The organism is Magnetospirillum sp. XM-1, from assembly GCF_001511835.1.
In the GTDB taxonomy this organism is placed as follows: domain Bacteria; phylum Pseudomonadota; class Alphaproteobacteria; order Rhodospirillales; family Magnetospirillaceae; genus Phaeospirillum.
This window is the reverse complement of the sequence record NZ_LN997848.1, coordinates 782,460-808,289: the sequence shown is the minus strand read 5'-3', so window position 1 is coordinate 808,289 and position 25,830 is coordinate 782,460. Positions and strand designations below refer to the sequence as shown.

23 protein-coding genes and 1 tRNA gene are annotated in these 25,830 nt (G+C 67.5%); 5 read left to right on the top strand and 19 right to left on the bottom strand.

What is annotated here, in order from left to right; translation table 11 throughout:
* Positions 1–5: 5 nt before the first annotated feature.
* From XM1_RS03945 to XM1_RS03935, 3 genes are all read right to left on the bottom strand, one after another.
* Entirely contained in the window at positions 6–1,205 is a 1,200-nt protein-coding gene (locus XM1_RS03945; RefSeq protein WP_068430077.1) for an aminotransferase class I/II-fold pyridoxal phosphate-dependent enzyme, read from the bottom strand.
* A gap of 285 nt (positions 1,206–1,490) precedes the next feature.
* Positions 1,491–2,849, bottom strand: coding sequence for an ammonium transporter (locus XM1_RS03940; protein ID WP_068430074.1), 1,359 nt, complete (start codon positions 2,847–2,849; stop codon positions 1,491–1,493).
* A gap of 343 nt (positions 2,850–3,192) precedes the next feature.
* Positions 3,193–3,531, bottom strand: coding sequence for a P-II family nitrogen regulator (locus XM1_RS03935; protein WP_008621271.1), 339 nt, complete (start codon positions 3,529–3,531; stop codon positions 3,193–3,195).
* Between the two features lie 331 nt (positions 3,532–3,862).
* Between XM1_RS03935 and XM1_RS03930 the strand changes: the two genes are divergently transcribed.
* A complete protein-coding gene (locus tag XM1_RS03930; protein ID WP_068430072.1) occupies positions 3,863–5,086 on the top strand; it encodes a UbiH/UbiF/VisC/COQ6 family ubiquinone biosynthesis hydroxylase in 1,224 nt (407 codons plus the stop codon).
* 126 nt (positions 5,087–5,212) lie between these two features.
* Here the strand turns inward: XM1_RS03930 and ybaK are convergent, their stop codons facing one another.
* From ybaK to trxA, 5 genes are read right to left on the bottom strand one after another with little or no spacing between them, the layout of a single operon-like run.
* Positions 5,213–5,686 (bottom strand): Cys-tRNA(Pro) deacylase, encoded by a 474-nt coding sequence (ybaK, locus tag XM1_RS03925; RefSeq protein WP_068430065.1) that lies wholly within the window; start codon positions 5,684–5,686, stop codon positions 5,213–5,215.
* A gap of 10 nt (positions 5,687–5,696) precedes the next feature.
* A complete protein-coding gene (locus XM1_RS03920) occupies positions 5,697–6,149 on the bottom strand; it encodes a gamma-butyrobetaine hydroxylase-like domain-containing protein (protein ID WP_068430063.1) in 453 nt (150 codons plus the stop codon).
* Positions 6,146–6,343 carry a Trm112 family protein gene (locus XM1_RS03915; protein WP_068430061.1) on the bottom strand — a complete coding sequence of 66 codons (198 nt, stop codon included), beginning with the start codon at positions 6,341–6,343 and terminating at the stop codon, positions 6,146–6,148. Before XM1_RS03915 ends, XM1_RS03920 begins: the two co-directional genes overlap by 4 nt.
* An 11-nt stretch (positions 6,344–6,354) precedes the next feature.
* Positions 6,355–7,014, bottom strand: a complete 660-nt coding sequence (locus XM1_RS03910; RefSeq protein WP_068430059.1) for an LON peptidase substrate-binding domain-containing protein — start codon at positions 7,012–7,014, stop codon at positions 6,355–6,357.
* A gap of 7 nt (positions 7,015–7,021) precedes the next feature.
* Positions 7,022–7,954: a thioredoxin gene (gene trxA, locus XM1_RS03905; protein WP_068430058.1), complete on the bottom strand. Its 933-nt coding sequence runs from the start codon at positions 7,952–7,954 to the stop codon at positions 7,022–7,024.
* A gap of 189 nt (positions 7,955–8,143) precedes the next feature.
* Here trxA and XM1_RS03900 point away from each other — a divergent pair.
* Positions 8,144–8,218, top strand: a tRNA-Gly gene (locus tag XM1_RS03900).
* A 77-nt stretch (positions 8,219–8,295) separates the two neighbouring features.
* The gene (locus XM1_RS03895) at positions 8,296–9,276 is read left to right on the top strand and encodes a D-glycerate dehydrogenase (protein ID WP_068430057.1); all 981 of its coding nucleotides are present in this window, start codon (positions 8,296–8,298) and stop codon (positions 9,274–9,276) included.
* Between the two features lie 9 nt (positions 9,277–9,285).
* On the opposite strand, the gene XM1_RS03890 is transcribed toward XM1_RS03895, so the two are convergent.
* The gene (locus XM1_RS03890; protein WP_068430055.1) at positions 9,286–11,484 is read right to left on the bottom strand and encodes a SulP family inorganic anion transporter; all 2,199 of its coding nucleotides are present in this window, start codon (positions 11,482–11,484) and stop codon (positions 9,286–9,288) included.
* Positions 11,485–11,743: 259 nt separating this feature from the next.
* On the opposite strand from XM1_RS03890, the gene XM1_RS03885 reads away from it, so the two are divergent.
* Positions 11,744–14,395 carry a CHAT domain-containing tetratricopeptide repeat protein gene (locus XM1_RS03885; protein WP_068430051.1) on the top strand — a complete coding sequence of 884 codons (2,652 nt, stop codon included), beginning with the start codon at positions 11,744–11,746 and terminating at the stop codon, positions 14,393–14,395.
* Here XM1_RS03885 and XM1_RS03880 read toward each other — a convergent pair.
* The 10 genes from XM1_RS03880 to XM1_RS03835 all read right to left on the bottom strand — a co-directional run bounded on the left by XM1_RS03880 (position 14,392) and on the right by XM1_RS03835 (position 23,721).
* A complete protein-coding gene (locus XM1_RS03880; RefSeq protein ID WP_068430049.1) occupies positions 14,392–16,311 on the bottom strand; it encodes an FAD-binding monooxygenase in 1,920 nt (639 codons plus the stop codon). The two genes, XM1_RS03885 and XM1_RS03880, sit on opposite strands and share 4 nt — an antisense overlap.
* 150 nt (positions 16,312–16,461) lie before the next feature.
* Positions 16,462–16,953 carry a YchJ family protein gene (locus XM1_RS03875; RefSeq protein WP_068430047.1) on the bottom strand — a complete coding sequence of 164 codons (492 nt, stop codon included), beginning with the start codon at positions 16,951–16,953 and terminating at the stop codon, positions 16,462–16,464.
* Complete coding sequence (locus tag XM1_RS03870) at positions 16,954–17,310, bottom strand: hypothetical protein (RefSeq protein WP_068430042.1); 357 nt, start codon at positions 17,308–17,310, stop codon at positions 16,954–16,956.
* A gap of 84 nt (positions 17,311–17,394) precedes the next feature.
* Positions 17,395–18,339: a ParB/RepB/Spo0J family partition protein gene (locus XM1_RS03865; protein ID WP_068430039.1), complete on the bottom strand. Its 945-nt coding sequence runs from the start codon at positions 18,337–18,339 to the stop codon at positions 17,395–17,397.
* 122 nt (positions 18,340–18,461) lie between these two features.
* Complete coding sequence (locus tag XM1_RS03860; RefSeq protein WP_068430036.1) at positions 18,462–19,262, bottom strand: ParA family protein; 801 nt, start codon at positions 19,260–19,262, stop codon at positions 18,462–18,464.
* The gene (gene rsmG / locus XM1_RS03855; RefSeq protein ID WP_156428844.1) at positions 19,243–19,860 is read right to left on the bottom strand and encodes a 16S rRNA (guanine(527)-N(7))-methyltransferase RsmG; all 618 of its coding nucleotides are present in this window, start codon (positions 19,858–19,860) and stop codon (positions 19,243–19,245) included. Before rsmG ends, XM1_RS03860 begins: the two co-directional genes overlap by 20 nt.
* 46 nt (positions 19,861–19,906) lie before the next feature.
* Positions 19,907–21,763 (bottom strand): tRNA uridine-5-carboxymethylaminomethyl(34) synthesis enzyme MnmG, encoded by a 1,857-nt coding sequence (gene mnmG, locus XM1_RS03850; protein ID WP_068430030.1) that lies wholly within the window; start codon positions 21,761–21,763, stop codon positions 19,907–19,909.
* A gap of 26 nt (positions 21,764–21,789) precedes the next feature.
* A complete protein-coding gene (gene mnmE / locus XM1_RS03845; protein ID WP_068430028.1) occupies positions 21,790–23,115 on the bottom strand; it encodes a tRNA uridine-5-carboxymethylaminomethyl(34) synthesis GTPase MnmE in 1,326 nt (441 codons plus the stop codon).
* A 10-nt stretch (positions 23,116–23,125) separates the two neighbouring features.
* Positions 23,126–23,467 carry a ferredoxin gene (locus tag XM1_RS03840; protein WP_068430025.1) on the bottom strand — a complete coding sequence of 114 codons (342 nt, stop codon included), beginning with the start codon at positions 23,465–23,467 and terminating at the stop codon, positions 23,126–23,128.
* 2 nt (positions 23,468–23,469) lie between these two features.
* Positions 23,470–23,721 carry a DUF6489 family protein gene (locus XM1_RS03835; protein ID WP_068430020.1) on the bottom strand — a complete coding sequence of 84 codons (252 nt, stop codon included), beginning with the start codon at positions 23,719–23,721 and terminating at the stop codon, positions 23,470–23,472.
* Positions 23,722–23,810: 89 nt separating this feature from the next.
* Between XM1_RS03835 and XM1_RS03830 the strand changes: the two genes are divergently transcribed.
* Positions 23,811–25,826 (top strand): thioredoxin domain-containing protein, encoded by a 2,016-nt coding sequence (locus XM1_RS03830; RefSeq protein ID WP_068430017.1) that lies wholly within the window; start codon positions 23,811–23,813, stop codon positions 25,824–25,826.
* Positions 25,827–25,830: the final 4 nt, after the last annotated feature.

Sequence of the window (25,830 nt, the reverse complement as noted above, 5' to 3'; positions counted from 1 at the left end):
TCCCCTTATCCTCCCAGAATCTCGGCCAGGCGGGTCAGCGCACTTTGGGTGGTGGCGAGGTCGTGGACCAGGGCGACGCGGATGAAGCGGCTGCCCGGATTGCCCTCCTCGGAATCCTCGGCGGCGAGATAGGCACCGGGCAGCACCCGGATATTGCCCTCGCGCCACAGCTTGACCGCCGCCGCCTCGCCGTCGCCCACGTCCAGCCACAGGAAGAAGCCGCCGGCCGGGCGGTAGAAGCCGAAACGGCCGCTTAAGATGCGCTCGGCCGCGTCCAGCTTGGCGCGGTAGAGGTCGTTGCTTTCGGTCACATGCGCCTCGTCCTGCCACAGGGCGGTGGCGGCCGCCGCGATGGGCAGCGGCGTGGCCGCGCCGCCATAGGAGCGCAGGCGGGCGAAGGCGTGAATCACCGTCTCGTCGCCCATCACCACGCCGGAGCGCAGGCCCGGTACGCTGGACCGTTTCGACAGCGAATTGAACATGACGACATTGGCCAGTCCCTCGCCCAGGGCGGCGCAGGTGGCCAGCACGCCGGGCGGCGGCGCCTTGTCCCAGATCTCGGAATAGCACTCGTCGGCGGCCAGCACGAAGCCGTGCTTGCGCGCCGTCAGCACCTGGCGCTCCAAGAGGGCGGCGTCGGCCACCATGCCCTGGGGGTTGGCCGGGCTGCACAGATAGGCCAGCGCCGTGCGGTCGAGCAGATCGGGCGGCAGGGTGGAATAATCGGGCTGGCTGGCGGGACCGTTGGCGCCGGGCACGAAGACCGGATGGGCCCCGGCCATCACCGCCGCGCCGGCATAGACCTGATAGAAGGGGTTGGGCAGCAGCACCAGCGGCCGCTCCCCGCCCCGGTCGCCGCACACCGTCTGGGCGATCAGGTAGAGGGCCTCACGGGTACCGGCCACCGGCAGGACGGCCTTTTCCGGGTCGATCAGCCCCTGGGGCAGGCCATAGCGCCGCCCGGCCCAGTCGACCACCGCCCGGCGCAGCTCGGCCGGGCCGTTGGCCGGCGGATACTTGCCCCACAGGCCTGCGTTGGCGGCCAGCGCCTCGGCCACCATGGCGGGCGGCTTGTGCTGGGGCTCGCCGATGGACATGACGATGGAATCGGGCCTGGCCGGCGCGCCCAGCAGCTTGGCCAGCCGGGCGAAGGGATAGTCGGGCAGGCCGTCGAGGCGGGCGTCGAGATTGGGCGCGATGGTCATGGGTCCGGTACGGGCTCAGGCAAACGTTGGTGGAACATTCATTACCTCAATTTATCCTCCGGCCCAAAGGGAAAGGGCGCAGACCCAGCCGAGCAGCCATTTTCTCCTCCCCTCGGCTTGCCGGGGGGAGGCCGGGAGGGGGGGGGGCCCCCCCTCCCCGACCCTCCCCCAGCAAAGCCGGGGGAGGGAGAAAACGGTTGGACATATAACGGGAAAGGGCGCCGGGTTGCCCCGGCGCCCTGCCTCAACCTCTCTCCCGCGGCGACGGGTCGAGGCCGGAGGATCCTAGTGGACGGTCTCGCCGTGCAGCGCGATGTCCAGGCCTTCACGCTCTTCCTCGGCGGTGACGCGCAGGCCCATGACCATGTCGATGGCCTTGAGCAGGATGAACGACACCACGGCGGTGTAGACGCCGGTGATCAGCACGCCGTAGACCTGGGTCATCACCTGGCCGGCATTGCCTTCCAGCAGGCCGGCGGTGCCGCCGATCTTCTCGACCGCGAAGACGCCGGTCAGGATGGCGCCGGTGATGCCGCCGATGCCATGCACGCCGAAGGCGTCCAGCGAGTCGTCGTACTTGAGCGCATGCTTGAGGCCGGTGGCGCCCCAGTAGCAGACCACACCGGCGACCAAGCCGATGACCAGGGCGCCCTTGACGTCCACGAAGCCGGCGGCAGGCGTGATGGCGACCAGACCGGCCACGGCGCCCGAGATGATGCCCAGAGCGGACGGCTTCTTGCGCAGCAGCCACTCGGCGAACATCCACGACACGGCGGCGGCGGCGGCACCCACCTGGGTCACGGCCATGGCCATGCCCGCACGGCCGTCGGCGGCCACGGCGGAACCGGCGTTGAAGCCGAACCAGCCCACCCACAGCAGGGCGGCGCCGATGATGGACAGCGACAGGTTATGGGGAGCCATGTTGTCGGTGCCGTAGCCCTTGCGCGGGCCGATGACCAAGCAGGCGACCAGACCGGCGATGCCCGCGTTGATGTGGACCACGGTGCCGCCGGCGAAGTCCAGCACGCCCATGGCGCCCAGGAAGCCGGTGGCGGTGCCCTTCTCGTCCATCATCCACACCCAGTGGGCGATGGGGGCATAGACGATCAGCAGCCACAGGGTCATGAACACCAGCATGGAGGAGAACTTCATGCGGTCGGCGAAGGCGCCGGTGATCAGGGCCGGGGTGATGATGGCGAAGGTCATCTGGAACATCATGAAGACCGATTCGGGAATGGCGTTGGGCAACGCCAGCGAGCCCTTCTCGAGGCCGTTCAGCAGGAAGCGGTCCAGGCCGCCGATGAAGGGGCTTTCGCCGGTGAAGGCCAGCGAGTAGCCGACGATCACCCACAGCAGGGTCACGACGCAGGTGATGGCGAAGCTCTGCATCATGGTGCCGAGCAGGTTCTTCTTGCGCACCATGCCGGCGTAGAACAGCGCCAGGCCGGGGATGGTCATCAGCAACACCAGGGCGGTGGAGGTGAGCATCCAGGCGGTGTTGCCGGTATCGACCGCGGTCGGAGCGGCGGCCACCGCGGCGGCGGCGGGAGCGGCGGCTTCCTCGGCGCCCGCCACGGAGGCGAGAAGCGTCAGGCCGAGCGCGGGGCCTACGCCTAACAGGACGGACTTCAAACGATTGCTCATGGTTACCCCCGAAGCGGCTCAGCAAGTGAACGGTTTGATCGGCCTTCGATGATCCTCGGGCTCGATCGGCTGCCCTTTCAGTAACAAGAACCGTGCCAAGTGCGGGAAAAGCCCGGAATTCCGCGATTTTGTCCCCGACACGACCTTGGTGGTCCATGAAGGGGCGCATGCATGATGAAGTTTTGGGCAGCCAAATCAGGGCGTGGTGAAAAATTGTGCTTTATTAATATTGTGCGGGAAATGCTTCAATTCCAGGCATTTGATCCCCGCCGACGGGCAAAACAAAAGCCCGGAAGGATTGGGCCTTCCGGGCTTCGAGGGCTTGCACCGCGATATGGAAATATCAAAGCGCTTCCGCGTTGCTTTCGCCGGTACGGATGCGATAGGCCTGCTGGATCTCGGTGACGAACACCTTGCCGTCGCCGATCTTGCCGGTGCGGGCGGCGGTCTGGATGGCTTCCACCACGCGATCCACCAGGTCGTCGTTGACGGCGACCTCGATCTTCACCTTGGGCAGGAAGTTCACCACGTATTCGGCGCCACGATAGATTTCGGTTTGGCCCTTCTGGCGGCCGAAGCCCTTGACCTCGCTCACGGTCAGGCCCTGGACGCCCAGCGGCGTCAGGGCTTCGCGAACTTCGTCGAGCTTGAAGGGCTTGATGATGGCCATGATCAGCTTCATCTTAGGGTCCCCATGCAATTCCTGAGGATCCGTCGTTCCGGTGCGGATTCCGCCGATGACCTGGCGGGCCGGAAAAACGAATCACGGTTGATCGGTCGCAAGCCTTCTTGCGAATGTTCCGCTTCCCCTTCCCATTCAAGCGGCATGCCGAAATCGCCGGTTCATTTGAAATTGGTGAAAAATACCGCTTCGCCAAGGCGTTGGACCGGGCCCCCTTGGATTATCCGCTCGAATCTTGGGCGCTTTTCCCCCCATTTGCCTGTTTCCTCGGCGATTGCCTAATCCATTGCCCCGCTTGCACCCGCCAGCCAGGGGTGGCAGAACAATTCTCATGAGCAGCTCTTCTCCCTTGCGCGTCGATGTCCTGATCAACGGCGGCGGCCCGGTCGGCGCCCTGCTGGCCTGCGCCCTGGGCAAGGCCGGCATCCGCGTGGCGGTAGTCGAGGCGGCTCCTCCGGCAATCCTCGCCCGGCCCGGCACCGACGCCCGGGCCATCGCCATCGCCTATACTGCGCGCAAGGTGATCGCTGCCGCCGGCGCCTGGGACGGCATGAAGGACGAGGCGGGCGAGATCCTGGAAATCCGCGTCACCGACGACGGCTCGCCCCTTTACCTGCATTACGACCACCAAGATATCGGCGACGATCCCCTGGGCTGGATCGTCCCCAATCCGGCCATCCGCCGCGAATTGCTGGGCGCGCTCGCCCGCGCGCCCTCGGTCCACCTGCTGGCCCCGGCCCGGCTGAAGCGCCTGGAGCGCCTGGCCCACCGGGTCGAGGCCGAGCTGGAGGACGGTCGCGTCATTCACGCCGCCCTGGCGGTGGCCGCCGACGGACGCGGCTCCGTGCTCAGAAATCAGGCGGGCATCAAGGTGAGGCGGCGCGACTACCATGAAAGCGGCATCGTCTGCATCATGGCCCACGAGCGTCCCCACCACGGCATCGCCCACGAGCGCTTCCTGCCCGCCGGGCCCTTCGCCATCCTGCCGCTGGCGGGAAACCGCAGCGGCATCGTGTGGACTGAAGCCAACGACGTCGCCGCCGCCATCTGCGGCCAGGACGACGGGGCCTTCCGCGCCGAGCTGGCGGCCAAAGTCGGCGGCTTCCTGGGCGAAGTGACGGTGGAAGGAGCGCGCTTCCACCATCCCCTCACCCTGCAATTCGCCGAGAGGATGATCGACCACCGCCTGGCCCTGATCGGCGACGCCGCCCACGGCATGCACCCCATCGCCGGCCAGGGCATGAACATGGGCATCCGCGACGTGGCCGCCCTGGCCGAGGTCATCGCCGACGCCATGCGTCTCGGCCTCGATCCCGGCGGGCCGGACGGGCTGGAGCGCTACCAGCGCTGGCGGCGCTTCGACACCATGCTGATGCTGGGCCTCACCGACGGGCTGGACCGCCTGTTCTCCAACGATATCGAGCCCTTGAAGCATCTGCGCCGCCTGGGTCTGGCCGGTGTTCACCAGCTGGGCCACACCAAGCGCTTCTTCATGCGCCACGCCATGGGCCTGGTGGGCGACCTGCCCCGGCTGATGAAGGGCGAAGCCCTTTAGACCGGGCTGCCGCCCGTACCCGCCCGGAGACACAGCCTCCGGACCTCCAGTTTTTTGAAACGAGAGAGGGTTCGGGAGATTTCTCCCGATTGGGGTTTGGGGCGAAAGCCCCAAATAGCGGCGATGCTAAGCCACCACCGCCGCCGACTTGGCCCCAAGGGCGCGCAACGCGTCCCCAGGCGACAGGTGGACCTGCACGCCCCTTCCGCCGCCATTGATGAACACCTTGGGATGGGCGAGGGCGGCCTCCTCCATCACGGTGGGGGCGGTCTTCTTCTGGCCGAAGGGCGAGATGCCGCCCACCACGTAGCCGGTGGCGCGCTCGGCGTCGGCGGGCTTCATCATCTGGGCGGACTTGGCCCCCAGGGCGGCGGCCAGCTTCTTCATGGAGACCTCGCGATCCGAGGGCACCACGACGCAGGCCGGCTTGCCGTCGGCCAGCACCATCAGGGTTTTCAGCACCATGGCGGGATCGGCGCCCAGCGCCTCGGCCGCCTGCATGCCCACTTTGTCGGCGTTGCCGTCGTAGTCGTAGAGGCGGACCTCGTAGGCGATACCCGCCTTGTCCAGCGCCTGGGTGGCCCGCGTCGTCTTGGACATGGGAGTGGTTTCAGCCGCAGCCGCACCCACCCGACTTGGAGCCCCCGCCCCCGCCGCAACCGTGAGCCTTGGGCGGCGGCGCCTTGGACAGCGCCGGGTCGCGCGACAGGCCAAGGGCTTCCAACTCGGCCAGGTAATCGGCCCAGATGGCGTCCTGGTTGGCGCCCAGCGCGTAGAGGTAGTCCCACGAATAGATGCCGCTGTCGTGCAGGTCGTCGAACACCAGCTTGACGGCGTAATTGCCCACCGGCTCGACGCCGATGATGCCCACATGCATGCGGCCCGAGACCAGCTGCTTCTGGTCGGGGGAATGGCCCTGGACCTCGGCGGACGGGCTTTCCACCCGCAGCAGCTCGGCCGGCAGCACGAAGGTCTTGCCGTCGGAGAAGGCGACTTTCAGGGTGCGCGCCGCCTTGTCGACCTTGAGTTCCTCGGGCCAGGGGCGTTCGGCGGGGATATTCATCGTGCGTCTCCCTCGATGGCGCGGGCTTCGTCCACCAGCATGATCGGAATGCCGTCGCGGATGGGATAGGCCAGTCCGCCCTTGTCGTCGATCAGCTCCTGGGCGGCCGCGTCATAGCGCAGCGGTGCATGGGTGCCGGGAGCCACCAGGATCTCCAGCAGCTTCGTGTCGAAGGCCGAAACACGCTCGGGCATGAACAACGCTCCTAATGTATCGAAGAGCCGCCGCTTTCGTTCAGCAGCTCCCTTTGGATCAAGGTGATCATCAGGCGGCAGCGCTCGGCATGGCTGGCCGCCTCAAGCAGGGCCTGCTTCTCCACGGGCGCGAAGGGGCAGGCCATGGCCAGACGGACGGTGAGATCGGCGTCGTCGGCCTTTTCCAATTGGGCAATGTCGGCCGACATGCCAAGCCCCCCCAGATAGGCGCGCACGATGGAAAGCAGGCCGCGCCGGTCCACCGGACCGGAATCGCTGCCGTCCAGGTCGGCGGAATAGGGGATGTAGTCGGTCCGCACCCGGCGATAGCCGGCGCGGCCCTCCACCTCGCCGGCCAAACGGAAACGGCAGATGCCGGCGGCGGTGATCAGGTAGCGGCCGTCGCCGGTCTCGCCGAAGGCGGTGATGCGCGCCAGGCAGCCGGTGTCGTAGAGGCCGGGCACCGTGCCGCCCTTGTCCTTGTCGTCGCGCGGCTGAACCAGGGCGAACAGCCGGCCCAGTCCCAGCGCGTCGTCGACCATGGCCAGATAGCGGGGCTCGAACACCATGAACGGCGCGCTGCCCTTGGGCAGCAGGATGGCGCCCGACACCGCGAAGACCGGCAGGTCGCGGGGCAGGTCGTCGATGCGCAAGGGGCGGTCGGCCTGCATGGCGGAATTACGAGAACAGCAGGGTGGACAGCCGCTTGCGCCCGGCGACGGTCAGCGGATGGGTGGGACCGAAGGCCTCGAACAGCTTGACCAGCTGCTTGCGCGCCGCGTCCTCGTTCCAGGTGCGGTTGCGCTTGAACAGGTCCAGCAGCTCGTCCACCGCCGCCTCGCCCTCGCCGGCGGCGTAATAGGCCAGCGCCAGGTCATAGCGTGCCTGATGGTCGTCGGGGTCGGAAGCCAGGCGGCGGCGCAGCTCGGCTGCCTCGCCCACGCCCCCGGCGCTCTTGGCCAGTTCCAGCGCGGTGGCCACCGCGGCGATCTCGGGGTTGCGGAGCATTTCGGGCGCCAGACGGGCCAGCATGGATTCCGCCTGGGCGCTCTGGCCCACCGCCATCAGGCAGCGCAGCAGCCCGGCCATGGCCGAGGCGTTGTCGGGGGCTTCCTGCAGGATCTGGTTGAAGATGCCGGCCGCCGTCTGGGGGTCGCCGTCTTCCAGGACCTGCTTGGCCTCGGCGATGTAGTCGTCGATGGTCGGACCGGCATTGCCACCGGCGATCAGGCGCTTGACGAATTCCTTCAGCTGGCTTTCGGGCTGGGCGCCGGTGAAGGCGTCCACCGGGCGGCCGCCCTTGAAGGCGTAGACGGTGGGAACCGACTGGATGCGCAGCTGCGCCGCCAGGTCCTGGTTCTTGTCCACGTCCACCTTGACCATGCGCACCGCGCCCCTGGCTTCGCGCACCACCTTTTCCAGGGCGGGGCCCAAGGTCTTGCACGGGCCGCACCACGTCGCCCAGAAATCGACGATAACCGGCACCTTCTGGGACATCTCGATGACGTCGGCCACGAAGGTGGCGGTGGTGGCGTCCTTGATCAGTTCGCCCGGCACGGATTGGGTGCCGCCGGGGGCTCCCTTTGCACCGGAATTGAACATCAGATCCATGGTTATGCGGTCCCTCAAGCTGGCGGGTTCGACCCGCAATAGATGGACCGTTGCCGCCCTTGTGGCAAGTCCAAACCCCGCCATTTGTCGCCCTGGAAAAAAGCCTGCGAAAAAGTGCTTGCGTCGGCCAATTCTTTTCGTATTATCCGGGCCTCGCCGCTGGAAACGGCAGCGAAGACGCCGAATTGAGCGGGCGTAGCTCAGGGGTAGAGCACAACCTTGCCAAGGTTGGGGTCGAGGGTTCGAATCCCTTCGCCCGCTCCAATCGGACCACGAACAAGGCCGCGGGAAACCGCGGCCTTTCGTGTTTTCGGGTCACCCCCTGGAATGGGACGTGTCAGATGAGCCTCGCTACGGACAGACCGCGTCTTCTCGTCACCCGCCGCCTGCCGCCCGCCGTGGAAGAGCGGGCCCGGACGCTGTTCGAGGCCGAGCTCAATCCCGCCGACACCCTGTGGAGCGCCGGCGAACTGGTGGAGCGGGCAAGCCGCCACCGCGCCGACGCCCTGCTGATCTGCCTGACCGAACGTCTGGATGCCGGGACAATGTCCCGCCTTCCCGGCAGCCTGCGCGTCATTTCCACGGTTTCGGTGGGAACCAACCACATCGATCTGGCGGCGGCCCAGGCGCGCGGCATCGCCGTCGGCTATGCCCCGGACGCCACCACCGCGGCCACCGCCGATCTGGCCCTGCTGCTGCTGCTTTCGGCCTGCCGGCGCGCCCACGAGCATCAGGCGATCCTGCGTTCGGGCCAGTGGGGGGCCTGGAACGCCTGGAACAATCTCGGCATGGACCCCGGCGGCAAGGTTCTCGGGCTGGTGGGCATGGGGCGGATCGGCCGCGCCGTGGCCCAGCGGGCGCGCGCCTTCGGAATGCGTATCGCCTATCACCAGCGCCGCCGCCTTTCCCCCGAACTGGAAGACGGGGCGGAGTTTCACTCCAGCCTGGAAAGCCTGTTTCGGGCCAGCCGCATTGTCTCGCTCCATACCCCCAGCACGCCCGAGACCCTGGGCCAGATCAACGCCCAAAGCCTGTCCTGGCTGCCCGAGGGCGCGGTGCTGATCAACACCGCCCGCGGCGATCAGGTGGTGGACGACGATCTGATCGCGGCGCTGCGTTCGGGCCGGCTGGCGGCGGCCGGGCTGGACGTCTTCGCCGGCGAGCCCGCCTTCGACCGCCGCTACCTGGACCTGCCCAACGCCACCCTGCTGCCCCATATCGGCACCTCCACGGTGGAGACCCGCGACCGCATGGGTATGGACGCCATCGCCAATCTGGAGGAGTTCTTCGCCGGACGGCCGCTGCGCTGGCCGGTCGGCTGAATCAAGCCCCTACCCTTCCAGGGCGCGCAGCTCGGCGTTGGTGTAGCGCAGGCGGCTAGCCAGGATGCTCGCCAGCCTCTCCATCATGTTCATGCCCACCTTCTTGTGGTTCTCGGCGAACAGGTCGAAGGCCTGGCGCGACAGCACGTAGAGATGGGCCTCGGTGAAGGCCATGGCGTCGGCCGAGCGGGATTCGCCGTCGAGGAAGGCCATCTCGCCGAAAAAGGCGCCCCGGCCGAAGGTGGCGATATGCCTGGTATGGCCGCTGGGCAGGGGCAGCATGATGCGCACGATGCCCTTGCGAATCAGGAACAGCTCGTCGCCCTGGTCGCCGATGGAGAAGATCTTCTCGCCGGCGGAGATCACCCGGACTTCCATGCTTTTCTCAAGCTCGTCCAGGGTTTCGCGCTTGCGGGCCTTGAACAGCTCGATCTCGGCCAGTTCCAGCAAGGTCTCCTCGTTGGAGGCCAGTTCCGCCTCGGCGAGGATGCGGTCCTCGACCCATTCCAGGGCCTCGTCGGCCTCGCCGAAGATGCGGACCGGCTGGCCCGAGCGCACCACCCCGGTCTGGTCGAAGTATTTCTCCATGTCCTTGCCGCTGGGCAGGTGCTTAGGCATCTGGCTGAAGATCAGCACACCCTGGCGCTCGGCCAGGATGTCCTTGATCTGGTCGAGCATGTGGGCGGCGGTGATATCCACCGACTGGACCCGGCGCATGTCCAGGATCAGGTATTTGCGGATCTTGAGGTCGTTCTCCAGGGCATGGAACAGCTGGCTGGTGGTGCCGAAGAACAGGCTGCCCTGCAATTCGGCAACGGCCGTCTGGCCGCCGCGCTCGGCCAGGATGTCCATCTCGTCCTGGGTGCGGACCCGCTTGGAGAAGGACTGGTCGCCGGTGGCGATGCAGCGGACCACCGAGCCGTGGACCTGCTCGCGGATGAACAGGAGGACGGCCAGCACCACGCCGATCCCCGAGGCGACGATCAGGCTGACGGACAGGGCGCAAGCCACCACCGCGGCGATCACCACGAAATCCATGACGGTGTCGCGCGATTTGAGGAAATTCAGGCTGTGCCGGTCGATCATGCGCAATCCGATGACCAGCAGGATGCCCGACAGCGAGGCCACCGGCACCCACGAGATCAGATTAGCCAGCAGCGCGAAGGCGATCAGGGCGGAAACGCCTTCGACCAGCCCCGACAGCTTGGTCTGGGCGCCGCTGGACATGTTGACCAGGGTGGCGCCCATGGTGCCGGCGCCGGGAACGCCGCCAGCCAGGCCAGCCGCCAGATTGCCCAGGCCCTGGCCCATCAGTTCCCGGTTGGAATCGTGGCGGGTGCGGGTCAGGGCGTCGAGCACCACGCAGGTCTTGAGCGTGTCGATGGACAGCAGCACCGCCAGGGTCAGCGCTGGAATCAGCAGCTCGCGCAGGGCGGCGAACCCCAGCTGCCCCAGGGCCGACCAGCGGGCGGCAAAGCTGTCTACCAGGCTGCCGCCCTCGCCGCCCAGGGCGCCGACCACGAAGGCGTTGCCGTCCAGCGTCATCAGGGCGGGGTCGAACAGCCCAAGCCCGAGATAGGTGAAGATGCCGGCCAGCAGACCCAGCACCGGGGCGGGAACCTTCCTGGTCACCTTGGGCGCGGCCAGCATCACGACGATGGTGGCGGCGCCCACCAGCATGCCCTGCCAGCGCCACAGCGCGGGCGAAACCAGCGCCTCGGCGAACTTGACGCCCTTGGGCGTGCCGAGAAAACGCGGCAGCTGGCTACCGATGATGATCATGCCGACGCCCGACAGATAGCCGCTGACCACCGGATAGGGCATGTACTTGATCAGGCGGCCGAGCTTGAGCGCGCCCATCAGCAGCTGCAGGCCGCCGGCCATCAGCCCCATCAGGGCCAGCAGCAGAAGGCCCAGTTCGGGGCTGCCGCCCCGCGCCACGTGATCGATGGCGAAAGCCGACAGCACGGCCGCCGCCGGCGCGCAGGGCGCGCTGATCAGCCGGTTGGTGCCGCCGAACAGCGGCGCCAGCAGGCCCAGCGCCACGGTGCCCAGGATGCCGGCCACGGCGCCCTGGGCGCCGAACTGGCTGCCCAGCGCCGAAAAGATGGTGACGCCGAAGGCGATGGCCGAGGGCAAGGCCACCAGCATGGCCGCGGTGCCGCCCCATAGATCGCCAGATAGAGTGCCGGATTTGACAGCTTTCATCCCGCATCTCCCCGCCCGAGATCCATACAAAAGTAAACCTATTCCCGCCCTGCCGAAAGGCGGAATGACATGAACGGTGCTGCGACCGCGGGGCCGGCCAATTCCCCTCGACAAGATTTCCCGGAGATTGGACACTTGCCCCAGGACGACAAAGCGGAAGGATCGACAGAACGTGGTCGGGACCATCCTTTCCAATGATTCAACCGTTCCCCCACAGATAGTCCGGCGGATAAGGCATGCGGCCCTGGCACTTTGCGCCGTGCTGCTGCTGGCCATCTCGCCGGCCGGCGCCCAGCCGCGACCGAAGGATTCCTTGCAGGACGCCCGCCAGGCCATTGCCCAGGGCGAGTTCGAACGCGCCTTCGACACGGCCCGGCAGGTGCTGGAAACCCTGCCGCCCAATTCCATGATCGAACGCCGGGCCGGTCCCATCGCATTGTCGATCATGGCCAACGCCCTGGCGGCGCGCGGCCGCGCCGAGGAAGCCGAATCCCTGCTGCGCCGGGCCGGGGACGATCTGGCGCGGCGGCTGGGCGACGGTGGCGCACCCGTCATGCGAATCCGCGCCGACAACGGCACCCTGCTTCGCCGCATGGGCCGCTTCGCCGAGGCCCGCGAGATCCTGGACCGGGTACCGTTGACCGGCGATGAGGATGGCGCCACCCGCCACGGCTTGCGCGCCAGGCTGCAACTGGCCGATCTGTCGCGTCTGGTGGGTGACCGACAGGGCGCCAAAGACCGGATCGAGCAGGTTCTGGCCGCCGCCGGGTCCGATCCCAATCTGGAGGGGCCCCGGGCGGGGGCGGCCTTCATGCTGGCCCGGGTGCTGTCCGAGGAGGGAAAGACCGCCGAAGCCTATGATCAGGCCCGCCGCGCCCTGGCCATCCGGGAGCGGCTGTCCGGTGCCCAGGGGATGCTGACCATCGTCGCCCGCGCCCTTGCCGGGTCCCTGGCCCTGAGGCTGGAACGCCTGGAGGAGGCCGAGCCCCTTCTCGCCACCGCCCTGTCCGACGCCGAGCGCGTGTTCGGCCCCACCAGCGATTTCTTCCCTTCCATCGCCCAGGACCTTGCCGATCTGCGTGAGCGGCAGCAGCAATTCGAGCCGGCAGCGATGCTTCACCGGCGCGCCGCCGCCGCCCGCTCCTCGGGCTCCGATCTTCAGGCCGCCAATGCCGACCGGCGGGCCGCCCAGTTCTTCAAGCGCCGCAACCAGCCGGAACAGGCCCTGCCCCATTACCTGGCCGCGATCACCCGGCTGGAGCGGATTTTTTCGGGTGCCCGCGCCCTGGACGAAGGATCACGCCTGGGCCTGACCGACCGGTTCTCGGGACTTTATGCCGATGTCCTGGGCGTGCTGGCCGGTCTGCACGCCATCAATCCGGCAGCTGGCCACGACCGCCAGGCCCTGGCGGTCGCCAGCCAGGCGCAAAGCCGCATCTTCACCGACCTGATGCGCCAGGCCGACATCCGGCGATTTTCCTCCGAGCCGCGCTTCCTCGACAGAAAGGAGCGGCTGGAACAGGCCCGAAAACGTCTGGCGCAATTGCGCGAAAGCGATGCGCTCGGCGGTCTGGATGGGGGTGAAGGCGACATTCCCCGGTCGGTCGCCGCCGAACTCCAGACCGCCATGGCGGCGGCCAGGACGGCGGAGGACGAGATGTGGCGGGACTTTCCCCGCTTCATGGAGCTGGTCCAACCGCGCCCGGTAACCGTCGATGATCTGCAGCAGCGTCTGCTGCGGCCGGGCGAGACCCTGCTGTCCACCGCCACCCTGCCCGACGTCACCCTGGTATTCGCCGTGACCCGCGACGCCTTTCGCATGGTCACCGCTCCGGTAGGCCGGAAGGAGGTGGACGCTTCGGTCCTGGCACTCCGTTCCTCTATCGAAACGGCATCCGAGGGAACCAGGGAGGCGTTCGCCGCCTTCGACCCCGCCTTGTCGCACGGCCTGTACCGGCACCTGGTGGCGCCGCTGGAGCCGCTGCTGTCCGGGGCGACGCAAGTCTTCGTCGTCGCCGACCATTCGCTCCAGACGCTTCCCTTCGAAGTACTGGTAACCAACTGGGGCGAGGCGGAAAAGAAGACGTTCCAGGCCGCCCGTGCCGCCGGCCCCTTTTTGGCGGAATACGCCACTCTTCCCTGGCTGGCCAACCGCTACCGCTTCGCCTACCTGCCCAGTCTGGCCGCCCTGGCGTCCGAACGGCTCTACGCCCCGTCGCAAAGTGCGGCCACCGGCCTGGTCTCCTTCGCCGATCCCGTATTCCCGGCCACGGGCGACAAGGCGGCGCTGCCGCGCCTGCCCGAAACCGCCGACGAAGCCCGCGCCGTGGCCAAGGCCCTGGGCGGCGACAGCCGGCTTTACCTGCGCGCCGAGGCCAATGAATACGCCGTCAAGCGGGCCAAATTGGACAAGACCCGCTATCTGCACTTCGCCACCCACGGCCTGCTGTCGGGCGAGTTCCTGTCCCTGGGTGGCGACGACACCGCGCCGCCGCCTCAGCCCGCCCTGGCGCTCACCATGGTCGGCGACCTCAACGGCGAGGACGGCCTGCTCACCATGCGCGAGGTCATCGAGGAGCTGAAACTGAACAGCGATCTGGTGGTGCTGTCGGCCTGCAACACCGCCGGCGAGCCGGGCCGGGCGGGAACCGGCGAGGGCTTCGCCGGATTGACCCGGGCATTCATGTTCGCCGGCGCCCATGGGCTGGTGGTCAGCCATTGGAGCGTGGAAAGCCTGTCCGCCCAGGAGCTGATCACCGTCACCTTCGGCCGCATCGCCCAAGGCGACCGGCCCCTGGCGGCACTGGAGGCCGCGCGCCGATCCCTGCGCGGCCAGACGGTTCCGGGATCCAGGCCCTTCGTGCCGACCCATCCGTTCTTCTGGGCGCCCTTCGTATACGTGGGAACCTAGCGGGCCCTCAGCACGCCGGCGAAGAACCGAGCCAGCCCGTCATGATCGGCCAGGGGCAGGACCTGCGCCACATACTGGTCAGGACGCACCACGATCACGCAACCCTTGTCCCGGTCGATTCCCCGCATGTCGTAGATGTCCCGGCCGCTCTTGAAATCAGGGCAGAACACCTTCTCGTAATCTTTCAGGCCATGGCGGCCCTTGGCCGGAACCAGCAAGGGGTGAAGGCGTTCAAGCCGCATGTGGCGATGGGGCGTCTGGAACACCGCCCGCAGGTCGATGACGGAATCCGGGTCGGCGCCTTCAGGCGTATGGCGGCGCAAGGGCGAGGTGGAATCACCCGCCAGGTACTCGCACAGGGCGCGGATACCGCAATCGGGTCCCATGGGTTCAGCCCGGCCGGCGAAGGCGAAGACGCGCCAGCGGCCGTCGGCCTCGATGCAATGGCCCAATTGCATGGGCTTGGCATCGGCCAGCCGGATGACGGGAGCCGAGTGGAAGCGCATGCCGAGGATCTGGCCCCTGGCCAGATGCTGGTGCGCGCCGTCGCCCACCAGGGCTGAAGGCTTGTAATGGGTGGCCGTTCCGGCTGTGAAACGACCGAACTGGGTGAAGTAGCGCTGAAATTCGGCGGGGTCGATTCCGTCGGGATTATCGGCCGATTTGGGCTTGGCGCTGAACATCCGGGCCAGTTCCCGGTCGAAGTCGATGAGCTGTTTGGCAATGTCCTGGCGCTCGGCCGAATAGCTGAGCAAAAGGTCGGCATCGGCCCGCCCCTTCAGCACGTGGGCCAGCTTCCAGCCCAGGTTCCAGGTGTCGTTGACCGAAGTGTTGAGCCCCTGCCCCGCCTTGGGGCTGTGGGTGTGGCAGGCATCGCCGGCCAGGAAGACGCGAGGCGCCCGGCCGGGCTCGGAATCGTCGAAGGCGGTGGTCAGGCGCTGGCCGATCTCGTAGACGCTCCACCAGGCCACTTCCTTCACGTCGATGGCGTAGGGCCGCATGATCCTGCGGGCCGCGGCGATCAGGTAGTCGGCAGTAACACTATCGCGGGAGATACGCTGGTTTTCCTGCAACTTGTCCAGCTCGATATAGAGCCGCACCATGTACCCGCCTTCGCGCGGGATGATCAGCATGTTGCCTTCGTTGGCGGAATGGATCACCGCCTTGAGGCGGATGTCGGGGAAGTCGGTGACCACCAGCACGTCCATCACGCCCCAGGCCTGGTTGAGCGCGTCGCCCACCAGCTCGCGGCCGATGGCCTGGCGCACCGTGCTGCGCGCGCCGTCGCAGCCCACCACATAGCGGGCCCGGACGGTTTCCAGGGTCTTGGAGGTCTGGGAATGGGTCACCGCCCGCTCGAAGGTCAGGGTCACCGGATGGTCCGCCGCGTTCCGGTCCACCTCCAGCCCCACCAGCTTGCGCGAGTAGAAGGGCTCGATCTTCGCCGGGCCCTGGCGCATGACATCGAGGAACAGGTCGTGGATGCGCGCCTGATTGATGATCACGTGCGGCATTTCCGACAGGTCGTCCTCCACATCCTGGATACGGTCGTTGCGCATGATCCCGGCGGGCGCATCGGGATTGGGCTTCCAGAAGGTGACCTCGTTGACGCCATAGGCTTCCTGGATGACCTGGTCGGCGAAGCCGTAGGCCTGGAACATCTCCAGCGTACGGCACGCCATGCCGTCGGCCTGGCCCACCAGCAGCCGGTCATCCTTCAGATCGGCGATGCAGGTCCTGATCTCGGGGAATTTCGACAGCTGGGCCGCCAGATTGAGCCCGGCGGGGCCGCAGCCGACGATCATCACGTCCACCTCGGCGGGCAAGGGGCGCTTGATGGGCGGCGGCACCACCCTATCCTGGGGATCGGCGAAGCGGGGATCGCCGGGGTGAAATCCATCTTGATGGAACTGCATGCGCGCCTCCTTCGACCGATTCCAGTGAAGCACAGTTGATGTCCGCGGACCAGGGACAGCGGCTCGTTCCGGATGGGGCGACAAAAAGGGCCGCGGAAAACCGCGGCCCCTTCGCGTCATTCGCGTTGTGGCGAACTCAAGCGGCGGCGATCAGGCGCCGCAGCACTTCTTGAATTTCTTGCCCGAACCGCAGGGGCAGGGATCGTTGCGGCCCGCCTTGACCGTCACGCGGCGCTGCTCCACCGGGGCGCCGCCGATGCGGCCGGCCACGTAGTACCAGCGGCCGTCCTCGCGCCGGAAGGTGGAGAGCTCGCGATGGGCCTCGTTCTTGCCGTCCATGCGGAAACGGGCGGTGAAATCCACCGTTCCCTCGTCGTCTCCCTCCCCGCCGCCCGTGGCGCCGTGGATGGTCAGGCCCAGCCACTGGGACGACTTGGCCCACTTCTCGGTCTCGGCGCGATGGAAGTCGCCGCGCTCGTCGGGCGCCAGGGTGTCGTGCAGGTAGTCGATGGCCGCCACCGTGAAGGCGGAATAGCGCGAGCGCATCAGCGCCTCGGGCGTAGGCGGCAGGGCCTTGCCGGCGATGAAGGGTTCGCAGCAGGATGCAAAGGTCTGGCCGGAGCCGCAGGGACACGTGGTCATTTAAAACTCGATCAGGTTGGAGAACATGAAGATGCCGATGACGGCGGCCAGGTAGAAGGCCCCGCCCACGCCGAGCATGAACAGAACGTTGCCGGCGGTGCGCAGCGGGTGCATGTGGCGGTCGCGGTCGATGCGGTCGATGGAGCGGCGCTCGTAGCCACCGACGATGGTGACGAAGTGGCGGCCGCCGAAAAAGGGAAAGGTGATGCGGATGTTGATGGGATGCTTGCGCCAGCTGATGGGCTTGGCGGCGTTCCACAGGGCGGCCCGCTGGTCGGCGGTGAAGGATTCGACGACGTCGTCCGGCAGATTGGCCAGCAACGCGTCAAGGGAATCGTTTTGTTGTTCCGTCGCCATCCTCGCCTCCCCCGGATTCTTCCGCGCCGCCCGCCCATACTACAAAGGCGGGCGGCGTCTTCATAGAGCCGAGATTCAGGAGGATCAGACCGCGTCCAGATCCTCGACCGACCGGTCGGGATTGCGTGACAGGCGGGCCAGGAGATCGTCGAGCTGTTCCAGCGAGCCGTAGGAGATGGTCAGCTCGCCACCCTTGCCCAGCGAACGGATCGCCACCTTGCAGCCCAGCTGCGAGGTCAGGTCGCGTTCCAGCGCCGCGATGTCGGGATCCTTTCCGCCGCCGGCGGGGCGGCCGCCATTGGTGGGCTTGGCCTTGCCCTCGTCGTTGACCAGCTTTTCCGTCTGGCGCACGTTGAGCGCGCGCCCCACCACGTCACGCGCCAGCCGCAGCGGGTCGGCCGCCGTCAGCAGGGCACGGGCGTGGCCCGCCGTCAGCTCGCCCCTCTCCAGCATGATCTTGACCGGATCGGGCAACGCCAGCAGGCGGATCATGTTGGCCACGTGCGAGCGCGACTTGCCCACCGCCTTGGCCAGCTCCTCCTGGGTGTGGGAGAACTCGTCCATCAGGCGGCGGTAGCCGTCGGCCTCTTCCAAAGGCGACAGGTCCTGGCGCTGCAGGTTCTCGACCAGTGCCACTTCCAGGGCCTCGCGGTCCGAGAGCTCGCGGACGATGACCGGAACCTCGTGCAGCTTGGCGCCTTGGGCCGCCCGCCAGCGGCGTTCGCCGGCGATGATCTCGAAGCGCGCCGGATTGCCCGGCAGGGGACGCACCAGCAGCGGCTGGAGAATGCCCTTCTCGCGCACCGATTCCACCAGGTCGGCGATGCGGTCCTCGTCGAAGGTGCGGCGCGGCTGGAACTTGCCCGGCTGGAGATGCTCCAGCGGCATGGTCCGCAAGCCCTTGATGGCCGCCTGCCCCTCCGGCCCCGCGGCAGCGGCGCTGGTCACCGCCGCGATGGCCGAGGCCGCGTGATCACCCAACAGGGCGGACAGGCCGCGCCCCAGGCCCTTCTTCTTTTCGTCAGCCACTTTAAACCCTCTTGGTCAGCCCTCAATCGCCGGGCGCTTCGCTTGGCTTTCGCGGCCTAAGCCGCGGCGGCCTAAGCCGCGGCGGCCTTTGGCCTTGCCTCCCCGCCTCCGGCGCGTCGGAGTTATGCCCTCAACAATTCCCGTTCGCGCTTCAACACTTCCGAAGCCAGATTGATATAGGCCTCGGAGCCTAAGCACTTCATGTCGTAAAGCAGCACCGGCTTGCCGTGGCTGGGCGCCTCGGACACCCGGACGTTGCGCGGAATCACCGTCTTGTAGACCTTGTCGCCGAAATACTCGCGCACGTCGGCGGCCACCTGGTCGGACAGGTTGTTGCGCTTGTCGAACATGGTGAGGATGATGCCCTGCAATTCCAGGCCGGGATTGAAGGCCTGGCGCACCCGCTCGATGGTCTTGATCAGATGGCTGACGCCTTCCAGGGCGAAGAACTCGCACTGCAGGGGCACCATCACCGCATTGGCCGCCACCAGGGCGTTCAGCGTCAGCAGGTTCAGGGACGGCGGGCAGTCGATCAGCACGTAGTCGTAGGCGGCGAGCGACCCGGCCAGGGATTCCTTGAGACGGTGCTCGCGGCGCTCGAACTCCACCAGCTCGATCTCGGCGCCCGACAGGTCGACGCCCGACGGCACCACGGATAGGCCGGGAATGGAGGTAGCGATCACCGCGTCGGCCAGGGCCGCCTCGCCCAGCATCACGTGATAGGAATTGACGTCGCGGGCCGAACGGTCGATGCCCAGCCCGGTGCTGGCGTTGCCCTGGGGGTCGAGATCGATGATCAGCACCGTCTTCTTGGTCGCCGCCATGGCGGTCGCCAGATTGATGGCGGTGGTGGTCTTGCCCACTCCGCCCTTCTGGTTGGCGACGGCGATGACGCGGGCGCTGCTACGGCTGGGCTCGGCCACGGGATACCTCACGCAGATGAAGGACAAGACCGCCGGGATCGGTGAGCGATGGCACCCGGCTCGCCGTGATATTCCATTCTTTCGCACTTGCGGTCAATTCGTCTTCCGCCCCCCTACCCTTCAGGAAGAGACATTCGCCCCCCGGGGCCAGGTGGGGAAAGGCCCAGCCCAGCAGCCGGTCGAGCGGCGCCAGGGCGCGGGCGGTCACCACGTCGGCGGAAAGCGGTGCCATCTGCTCGATGCGCTTGTTGACCACGGTGACCGGGGTTTCGGTGATTCGGGCCACCTCGCGCAGGAAGGCGCATTTGCGCCCGTCGCTCTCCACCAGATGCACGTCGGGGGCTCCCATCACCGCCAGCACCAGACCGGGAAAGCCGGCGCCGCTTCCCAGATCCACCAGCCGCCTGGCCCCCGGCTTGATCAGGGCAAAGGCTTGAGCCGAATCGAGGAAGTGCCGCGACCACAGATCGGCCAAGGTGTCGGGTCCCACCAGATTGATGCGGGCCTGCCATTTGACCAGCAGCTCGGCATAGAGCTTCAGGCGCTCGAGTGTTTCACGTGAAACACCAGATTTCGTTAGGAACTCTTCCGGACCCACAATCCGATTCCCCATGCAGTGTTCTGTTTCACGTGAAACACAAAATCTAGGAGGCTCTTTTCACAAAGCCCAACAGCGCCGTCACCGCCGCCGGCGTGATGCCGGGAATGCGGGCCGCCGCCGCCAAGGTCTCGGGCCGCGCCGCCTTGAATTTTTGCCGCACCTCGTTGGACAGCGAGCCGATGGCGTCGTAATCCAGATCATCCGGCAGGGCCAGCCCCTCCTCGCGGCGATAGGCGCGGATGTCGGCCTCCTGCCGGTCGAGATAGCTGGCGTACTTGCCCTCGATCTCCAGCTGTTCGGCCACGCCGGCGGGCAGGCTGCCCAGCTCGGGCCACACCTGGGCGAGACGGACGAGGTCAAGATCGGGATAGGCCAGCAGGTCCCAGGCCGAGCGCACCACCCCGTCGCGGTTGATCTCCAGCCCCTGCTTGCGCAGCATGTCGGGCGAGGCCTTCAGGCTGCGCAGCAGCGCCCTGCCCCGCTCCAGCCCGGCGGCCTTGACCACGAAGGAAGCCCAGCGCTCCGACCCCACACATCCCGCCTCGCGGCCCTTGGGCGTCAGGCGCAGATCGGCGTTGTCGGCCCGCAGCAGCAGCCGGTACTCGGCCCGCGAGGTGAACATGCGATAGGGCTCGGATGTTCCCAGGCTGACCAGATCGTCGACCATCACGCCCAGATAGGCGTCGGCCCGGTCGAGAACCAGGGGCGCCGTCCCCCCCAATTTGCGCGCCGCGTTGAGCCCGGCCAGCAGGCCCTGGCCCCCCGCCTCCTCGTAGCCGGTGGTGCCATTGATCTGTCCGGCCAGGAACAGGCCTTCCACCGCGCGGGTCTCCAGCGAGCGGTGCAGGGCCCGGGGATCGACGAAATCGTATTCGATGGCATAGCCGGGACGGATCACCCGGCACTTCTCCAGGCCGGGAATGGTGGCGATCATGGCCAGCTGCACGTCCTCGGGCAGCGAGGTGGAGATGCCGTTGGGATAGACGGTGTCGTCGTCCAGACCCTCGGGCTCGAGGAAGATCTGGTGCCGCTCGCGGTCGGCGAAGCGTACCACCTTGTCCTCGATGCTGGGGCAATAGCGCGGGCCGGTGCTCTGGATCTGGCCGGAATACATGGGGGCGCGTTCCAGGTTGGCGCGGATGATGGCGTGGGTTTCGGGCGTGGTGGCGGTGATGCCGCAGGCCACCTGCGGCGTGGTGATGCGGTCCGTCAGATACGAGAACGGCACCGGCGGGTCGTCGCCCTCCTGGCGGTCGAGGGACTCCCAATCGATGGTGCGGCCGTCCAGGCGGGCCGGGGTGCCGGTCTTGAGACGGCCCAGCGGCAGACCCGCCCGCTCCAGCGCCAGCGACAGGCCCAGCGACGGCGCGTCCCCCACCCTTCCAGCGGCCCAGGTCTTCTCGCCCAGATGGATCAGGCCGCGCAGAAAGGTGCCGGTGGTGATCACCACGGCGCCGCAGACAAGGGTCGAGCCGTCGGCCAGGACCACACCGCTTACCCTTCCCCCTTCCACCACCAGATCCTCGGCCGAGCCCTCCAGCAGCGACAGGTTGGCGGTCTCGTCCAGCAGGGCGCGCATGGCGAGGCGATAGAGCTTGCGGTCGGCCTGGGCGCGGGGTCCCTGCACCGCCGGTCCCTTGCTGCGGTTGAGGATGCGGAACTGGATGCCGGCGCGGTCGATGGCGCGGCCCATCAGCCCGTCCAGGGCGTCGATCTCGCGCACCAGCTGACCCTTGGCCAGACCGCCGATGGCCGGGTTGCAGCTCATCTCGCCGATGGTCTCGAGCCGCTGGGTGAGCAGCACGGTGCGTGCGCCGAAGCGCGCGGCGGCGGCGGCGGCCTCGCACCCGGCATGGCCCGCCCCGATTACCACCACATCGCAAGAGCTTGTTTGTTTCACGTGAAACACACCATATCTAGGGGGAGTCACTTTCCAATGCAGAACTCGTGGAAGATGACGTCCAAAATCTCGTCCACATCGACCCGTCCGGTGATACGGCCCAGTGAGCGCGCCGCCAGTCGCAAATCCTCAGCGGCCATCTCGATACCCATCGCCGGGTCGAACCGAGCCAGTGAGTCCACCGCCTCGGCCACCGCCACACGGTGACGCTCGCGGGTCAGCACCGGGGCGGCGCCCACGGCGAAGCGGTGTTCCACCGTCTCGGCCAGGGCGGCGACCAGTTGGTCCACCCCCTCGCCCCGCTTGGCCGACAGGGCCAGGACCGGGCGGCCATTGATGACGGCCGGAACCTCGCCCGCCATCAGGTCGCGCTTGTTGAGCACCACCAGGGTGGCGTCGTCTATCATTTCCAAGGTCGCCGCGTCCAGATCGGGATGGAGCGACCCGTCGAAGACGCAGAGCTTGAGATCGGCGCCTGCCGCCCGGGCTGCCGCCCGGCGTACGCCTTCGCTCTCGATCTCGCAGGTGGACTCCCGCAAGCCGGCGGTGTCGGCGACGATCACCGGCCAGCCGTCCAGGTCCAGATGCACCTCGATCACGTCCCGCGTGGTGCCGGCCTGGGCCGAGACGATGGCGGCTTCCCGCCCGGCAAGGCGGTTCAGCAGACTGGACTTGCCGGCATTGGGCGCACCCAGGATGGCGATATGGATGCCGTCCCGAAGCCGCTCGCCGCTGCGGCGCTCGTCCAGATGGCCCGCCATCTCGGCCTTAAGGGCGCGGACCTCGGCCACCGATTGCTCTGCCAACGTGTCGGGGATGTCCTCGTCGGCGAAGTCGATCACCGCTTCCAGATGGGCCATGGCGCGGATCAGGCCCGCCCGCCACTCCTCCACCAGCCCGGCCAGTCCACCGTCCAGCTGGCGCAGGGCCTGGCGCTGCTGCGCCGCCGTCTCGGCATCGACCAGATCGGCGATGGCCTCGGCGCGGGTGAGATCGAGCTTGCCGTTGAGGAAGGCGCGGCGGGAAAACTCGCCCGGCTCGGCGGGACGCAGGCCCAATTCGCCCAGCCGCCGGGTCAGCGCCGCCGCCACCGCCCGGCCGCCATGCAGATGCAACTCGGCCACGTCCTCGCCGGTGAAGGAAGACGGCGCGGCGAACCACAGGACCAGCCCGTCGTCGATCGCCTCGCCGCTTGCGTCACGGATGCGGGCGCGCGAAGCCTTGCGGGGTTCGGGCAGATCCTTGCCGGTCAGGGCGCGAAGGGCCTCGCCCGCCCTCTCGCCCGACAGTCGCCACACCGCCACGCCGGCGCGGCCCGAGGCGCTGGCAAGGGCATAGATGGTGTCGGACATGGGGATGCCGTCAGGGCTGGGCGGCGAGCATCAGACGCTCGACCCGGCCGCCCTTGACCACATGGGTGTCCAGGATCTCGTCGATGTCGGCGATGGTGTGGAAGCTGTACCAGATGCCCTCGGGATAGATCACCATCACCGGCCCCTGGCCGCAGCGGTCGAGGCAGCCGGCGGAATTGATGCGCACGTCCTTGAGGCCGAGCTTCTTCTGCGCATTCTTCATGTGCTCGCGCAAATCCTCGGACCCCTTCTGAGCGCACGAGCCGCGCTTGTTGTCGTCGGGGCGGCGGTTGGTGCAGATGAAGACGTGGACCCGGAAAAAGTCGGGCGGATCGCTGGGCAGACGGCTCACTTTCACTTCTCCTTGGGTTGCCGTCCGCCGGAAGCGAACTGCGACCAGAACATCTTCTGCAGCTGCTCCATGCCCTGGACGCCGGCGGGCAGCCAGACCTTCAGCATGGTCTCGGGCTCCATGGCGTGCAGGCTGGCGGCCATCTGGTCCTGAATCTGCTTCATCAGCGCTTCCTGCATGGGCTTGACGTCGGGCAGGCCCAGAAAGGTCCGCGCCTCTTCCGGCGTACAGTCCACATCCACGGTGATCTTCATGTCATCCTCGTCTTGCGCTCGGCCCACCTCCTCCCAAACTAAGCATTAGCCCTCCCGGACGCAATGTCCCGCCGTTCAAGGATCAAGGAATGTCTTTCAACCGACTGGCCGCCGAGACCAGCCCCTATCTGCTGCAGCACGCCCATAACCCCGTCCACTGGTGGGCCTGGGGAGCGGACGCCCTGGCCGAGGCCAAGGCCGCCAACAAGCCGATCCTCCTTTCGGTGGGCTATTCCGCCTGCCACTGGTGCCATGTCATGGCCCATGAAAGCTTCGAGGACGAAGGCATCGCCGGGCTGATGAACCACCTGTTCGTCAACATCAAGGTCGACCGCGAGGAACGCCCCGATCTGGATGCGCTGTACCAGAACGCGCTGGCGCTGATGGGCCAGCACGGCGGCTGGCCGCTGACCATGTTCCTCACCCCCGACGCCGAGCCGTTCTGGGGCGGCACTTATTTCCCCGCCACGCCGCGCTATGGCCGCGCCGCCTTCCCCGACGTGCTGGAGGGCATCGCCCACACCTTCCACAAGGACCCGGAAAAGATCGGCCACAATGTGGAGCGCATCCGGGGTGCGCTGGAACAGATGGCCCGCTCGCCCGGACCCATGGGCCTCGACATGGAGGTGGTGGATCTGGCCGCCACCCAATGCCTGCGGCTGATCGATTTCGAGGACGGCGGCACGGTGGGCGCGCCCAAGTTTCCCCAGCCCGGCCTGTTCCGCTTCCTGTGGCACTCGTACTTGCGGACCGGCAATTCCAGCCTCAAGGACGCGGTGACGGTGACGCTGGACCATATCTGCCAGGGCGGCATCTACGACCACCTGGGCGGCGGCTTCATGCGCTATTCCACCGACGACATCTGGCTGGTGCCCCATTTCGAGAAGATGCTCTACGACAACGCCCAGCTTTTGTCGCTGCTGACCAAGGTGTGGAAGCATACCGGCTCGCCCCTTTACCGCGCCCGCATCTTCGAGACGGTGGGCTGGCTGTTGCGCGACATGACCGCCGAGGGCGGCGCCTTCGCCGCCGCACTCGACGCAGACAGCGAGGGCGAGGAAGGGCTGTTCTACACCTGGACCTCGGAAGAGATCTCGGCCCTGCTGGACCTGGAGACCGCTTCGGAATTCTGCAAATTGTACGGCGTGCAGCCCCACGGCAATTGGGAGGGGCGCAACATCCTGCATCGCAACCACCCCAGGGGCGGCGGCGACGATTCAGGACTGGCGGCGGCCAAGGCGGCCTTGCTGGCCGAGCGCGACAAGCGGGTTTGGCCGGGCCGCGACGGCAAGGTGCTGGCCGACTGGAACGCCATGATGATCGCGGCTCTGGCCGAGGCGGCGCTGGCCTTCGACCGCCCCGACTGGCTGGCCGCGGCCGAGCATGCCTTCGGGATCATCATCGAGAAGATGACCCGGCCCGACGGACGCCCCGCCCATTCCCTGTGCCAGGGCCGGGCCGAAACCGCCGCCGTGCTCGACGATTACGCCTGGTTGATGCTGGCGGCGCTGGCGCTGCACGAGATCACCGCCCGGCCCGACTACCTGGACCGCGCCAAGGCCTGGGCCGGACAGGTTCACGCCCATCATTGGGACGAGACGGGCGGCGGCTATTTCCATTCCGCCGGGGACGCCACCGACGTGGTGATCCGCACCAAGCCCACCTTCGATTCGGCGGTGCCCAGCGGCAACGGCATGATGGCCGAGGCCCTGGCCCGGCTGTGGCTGGCCACCGGCGACGAAGCCTGGCGCGAGCGCGCGAACGCGGTGATCGATTCCTTCGCCGCCGCCATCCCCGAACAGATCCCCCACATGACCTCCCTGCTCGAGGCCTTTTCCATCCTGGCCGAGCCGCTGCAGGTGGTGATCGTCGGGCCCCTGGACGATCCTGGCAGCCTTGCCCTGCTCGGCGCCTTCGCCGCCCACCCGCTGCCCGCCGTCTCGCTGCTCAGGGTCGAGGACGGCGCATCCCTGGCCATAGGCCATCCCGCCCATGGCAAGTCGCTGGCAGAGGGCAAGGCGGCGGCCTATATTTGCCGGGGCTCCACCTGCAAGGCGCCGGTCACCGATCCCCAACGACTGGCCGCCCTGCTCAGCGAAAAGTGATCGC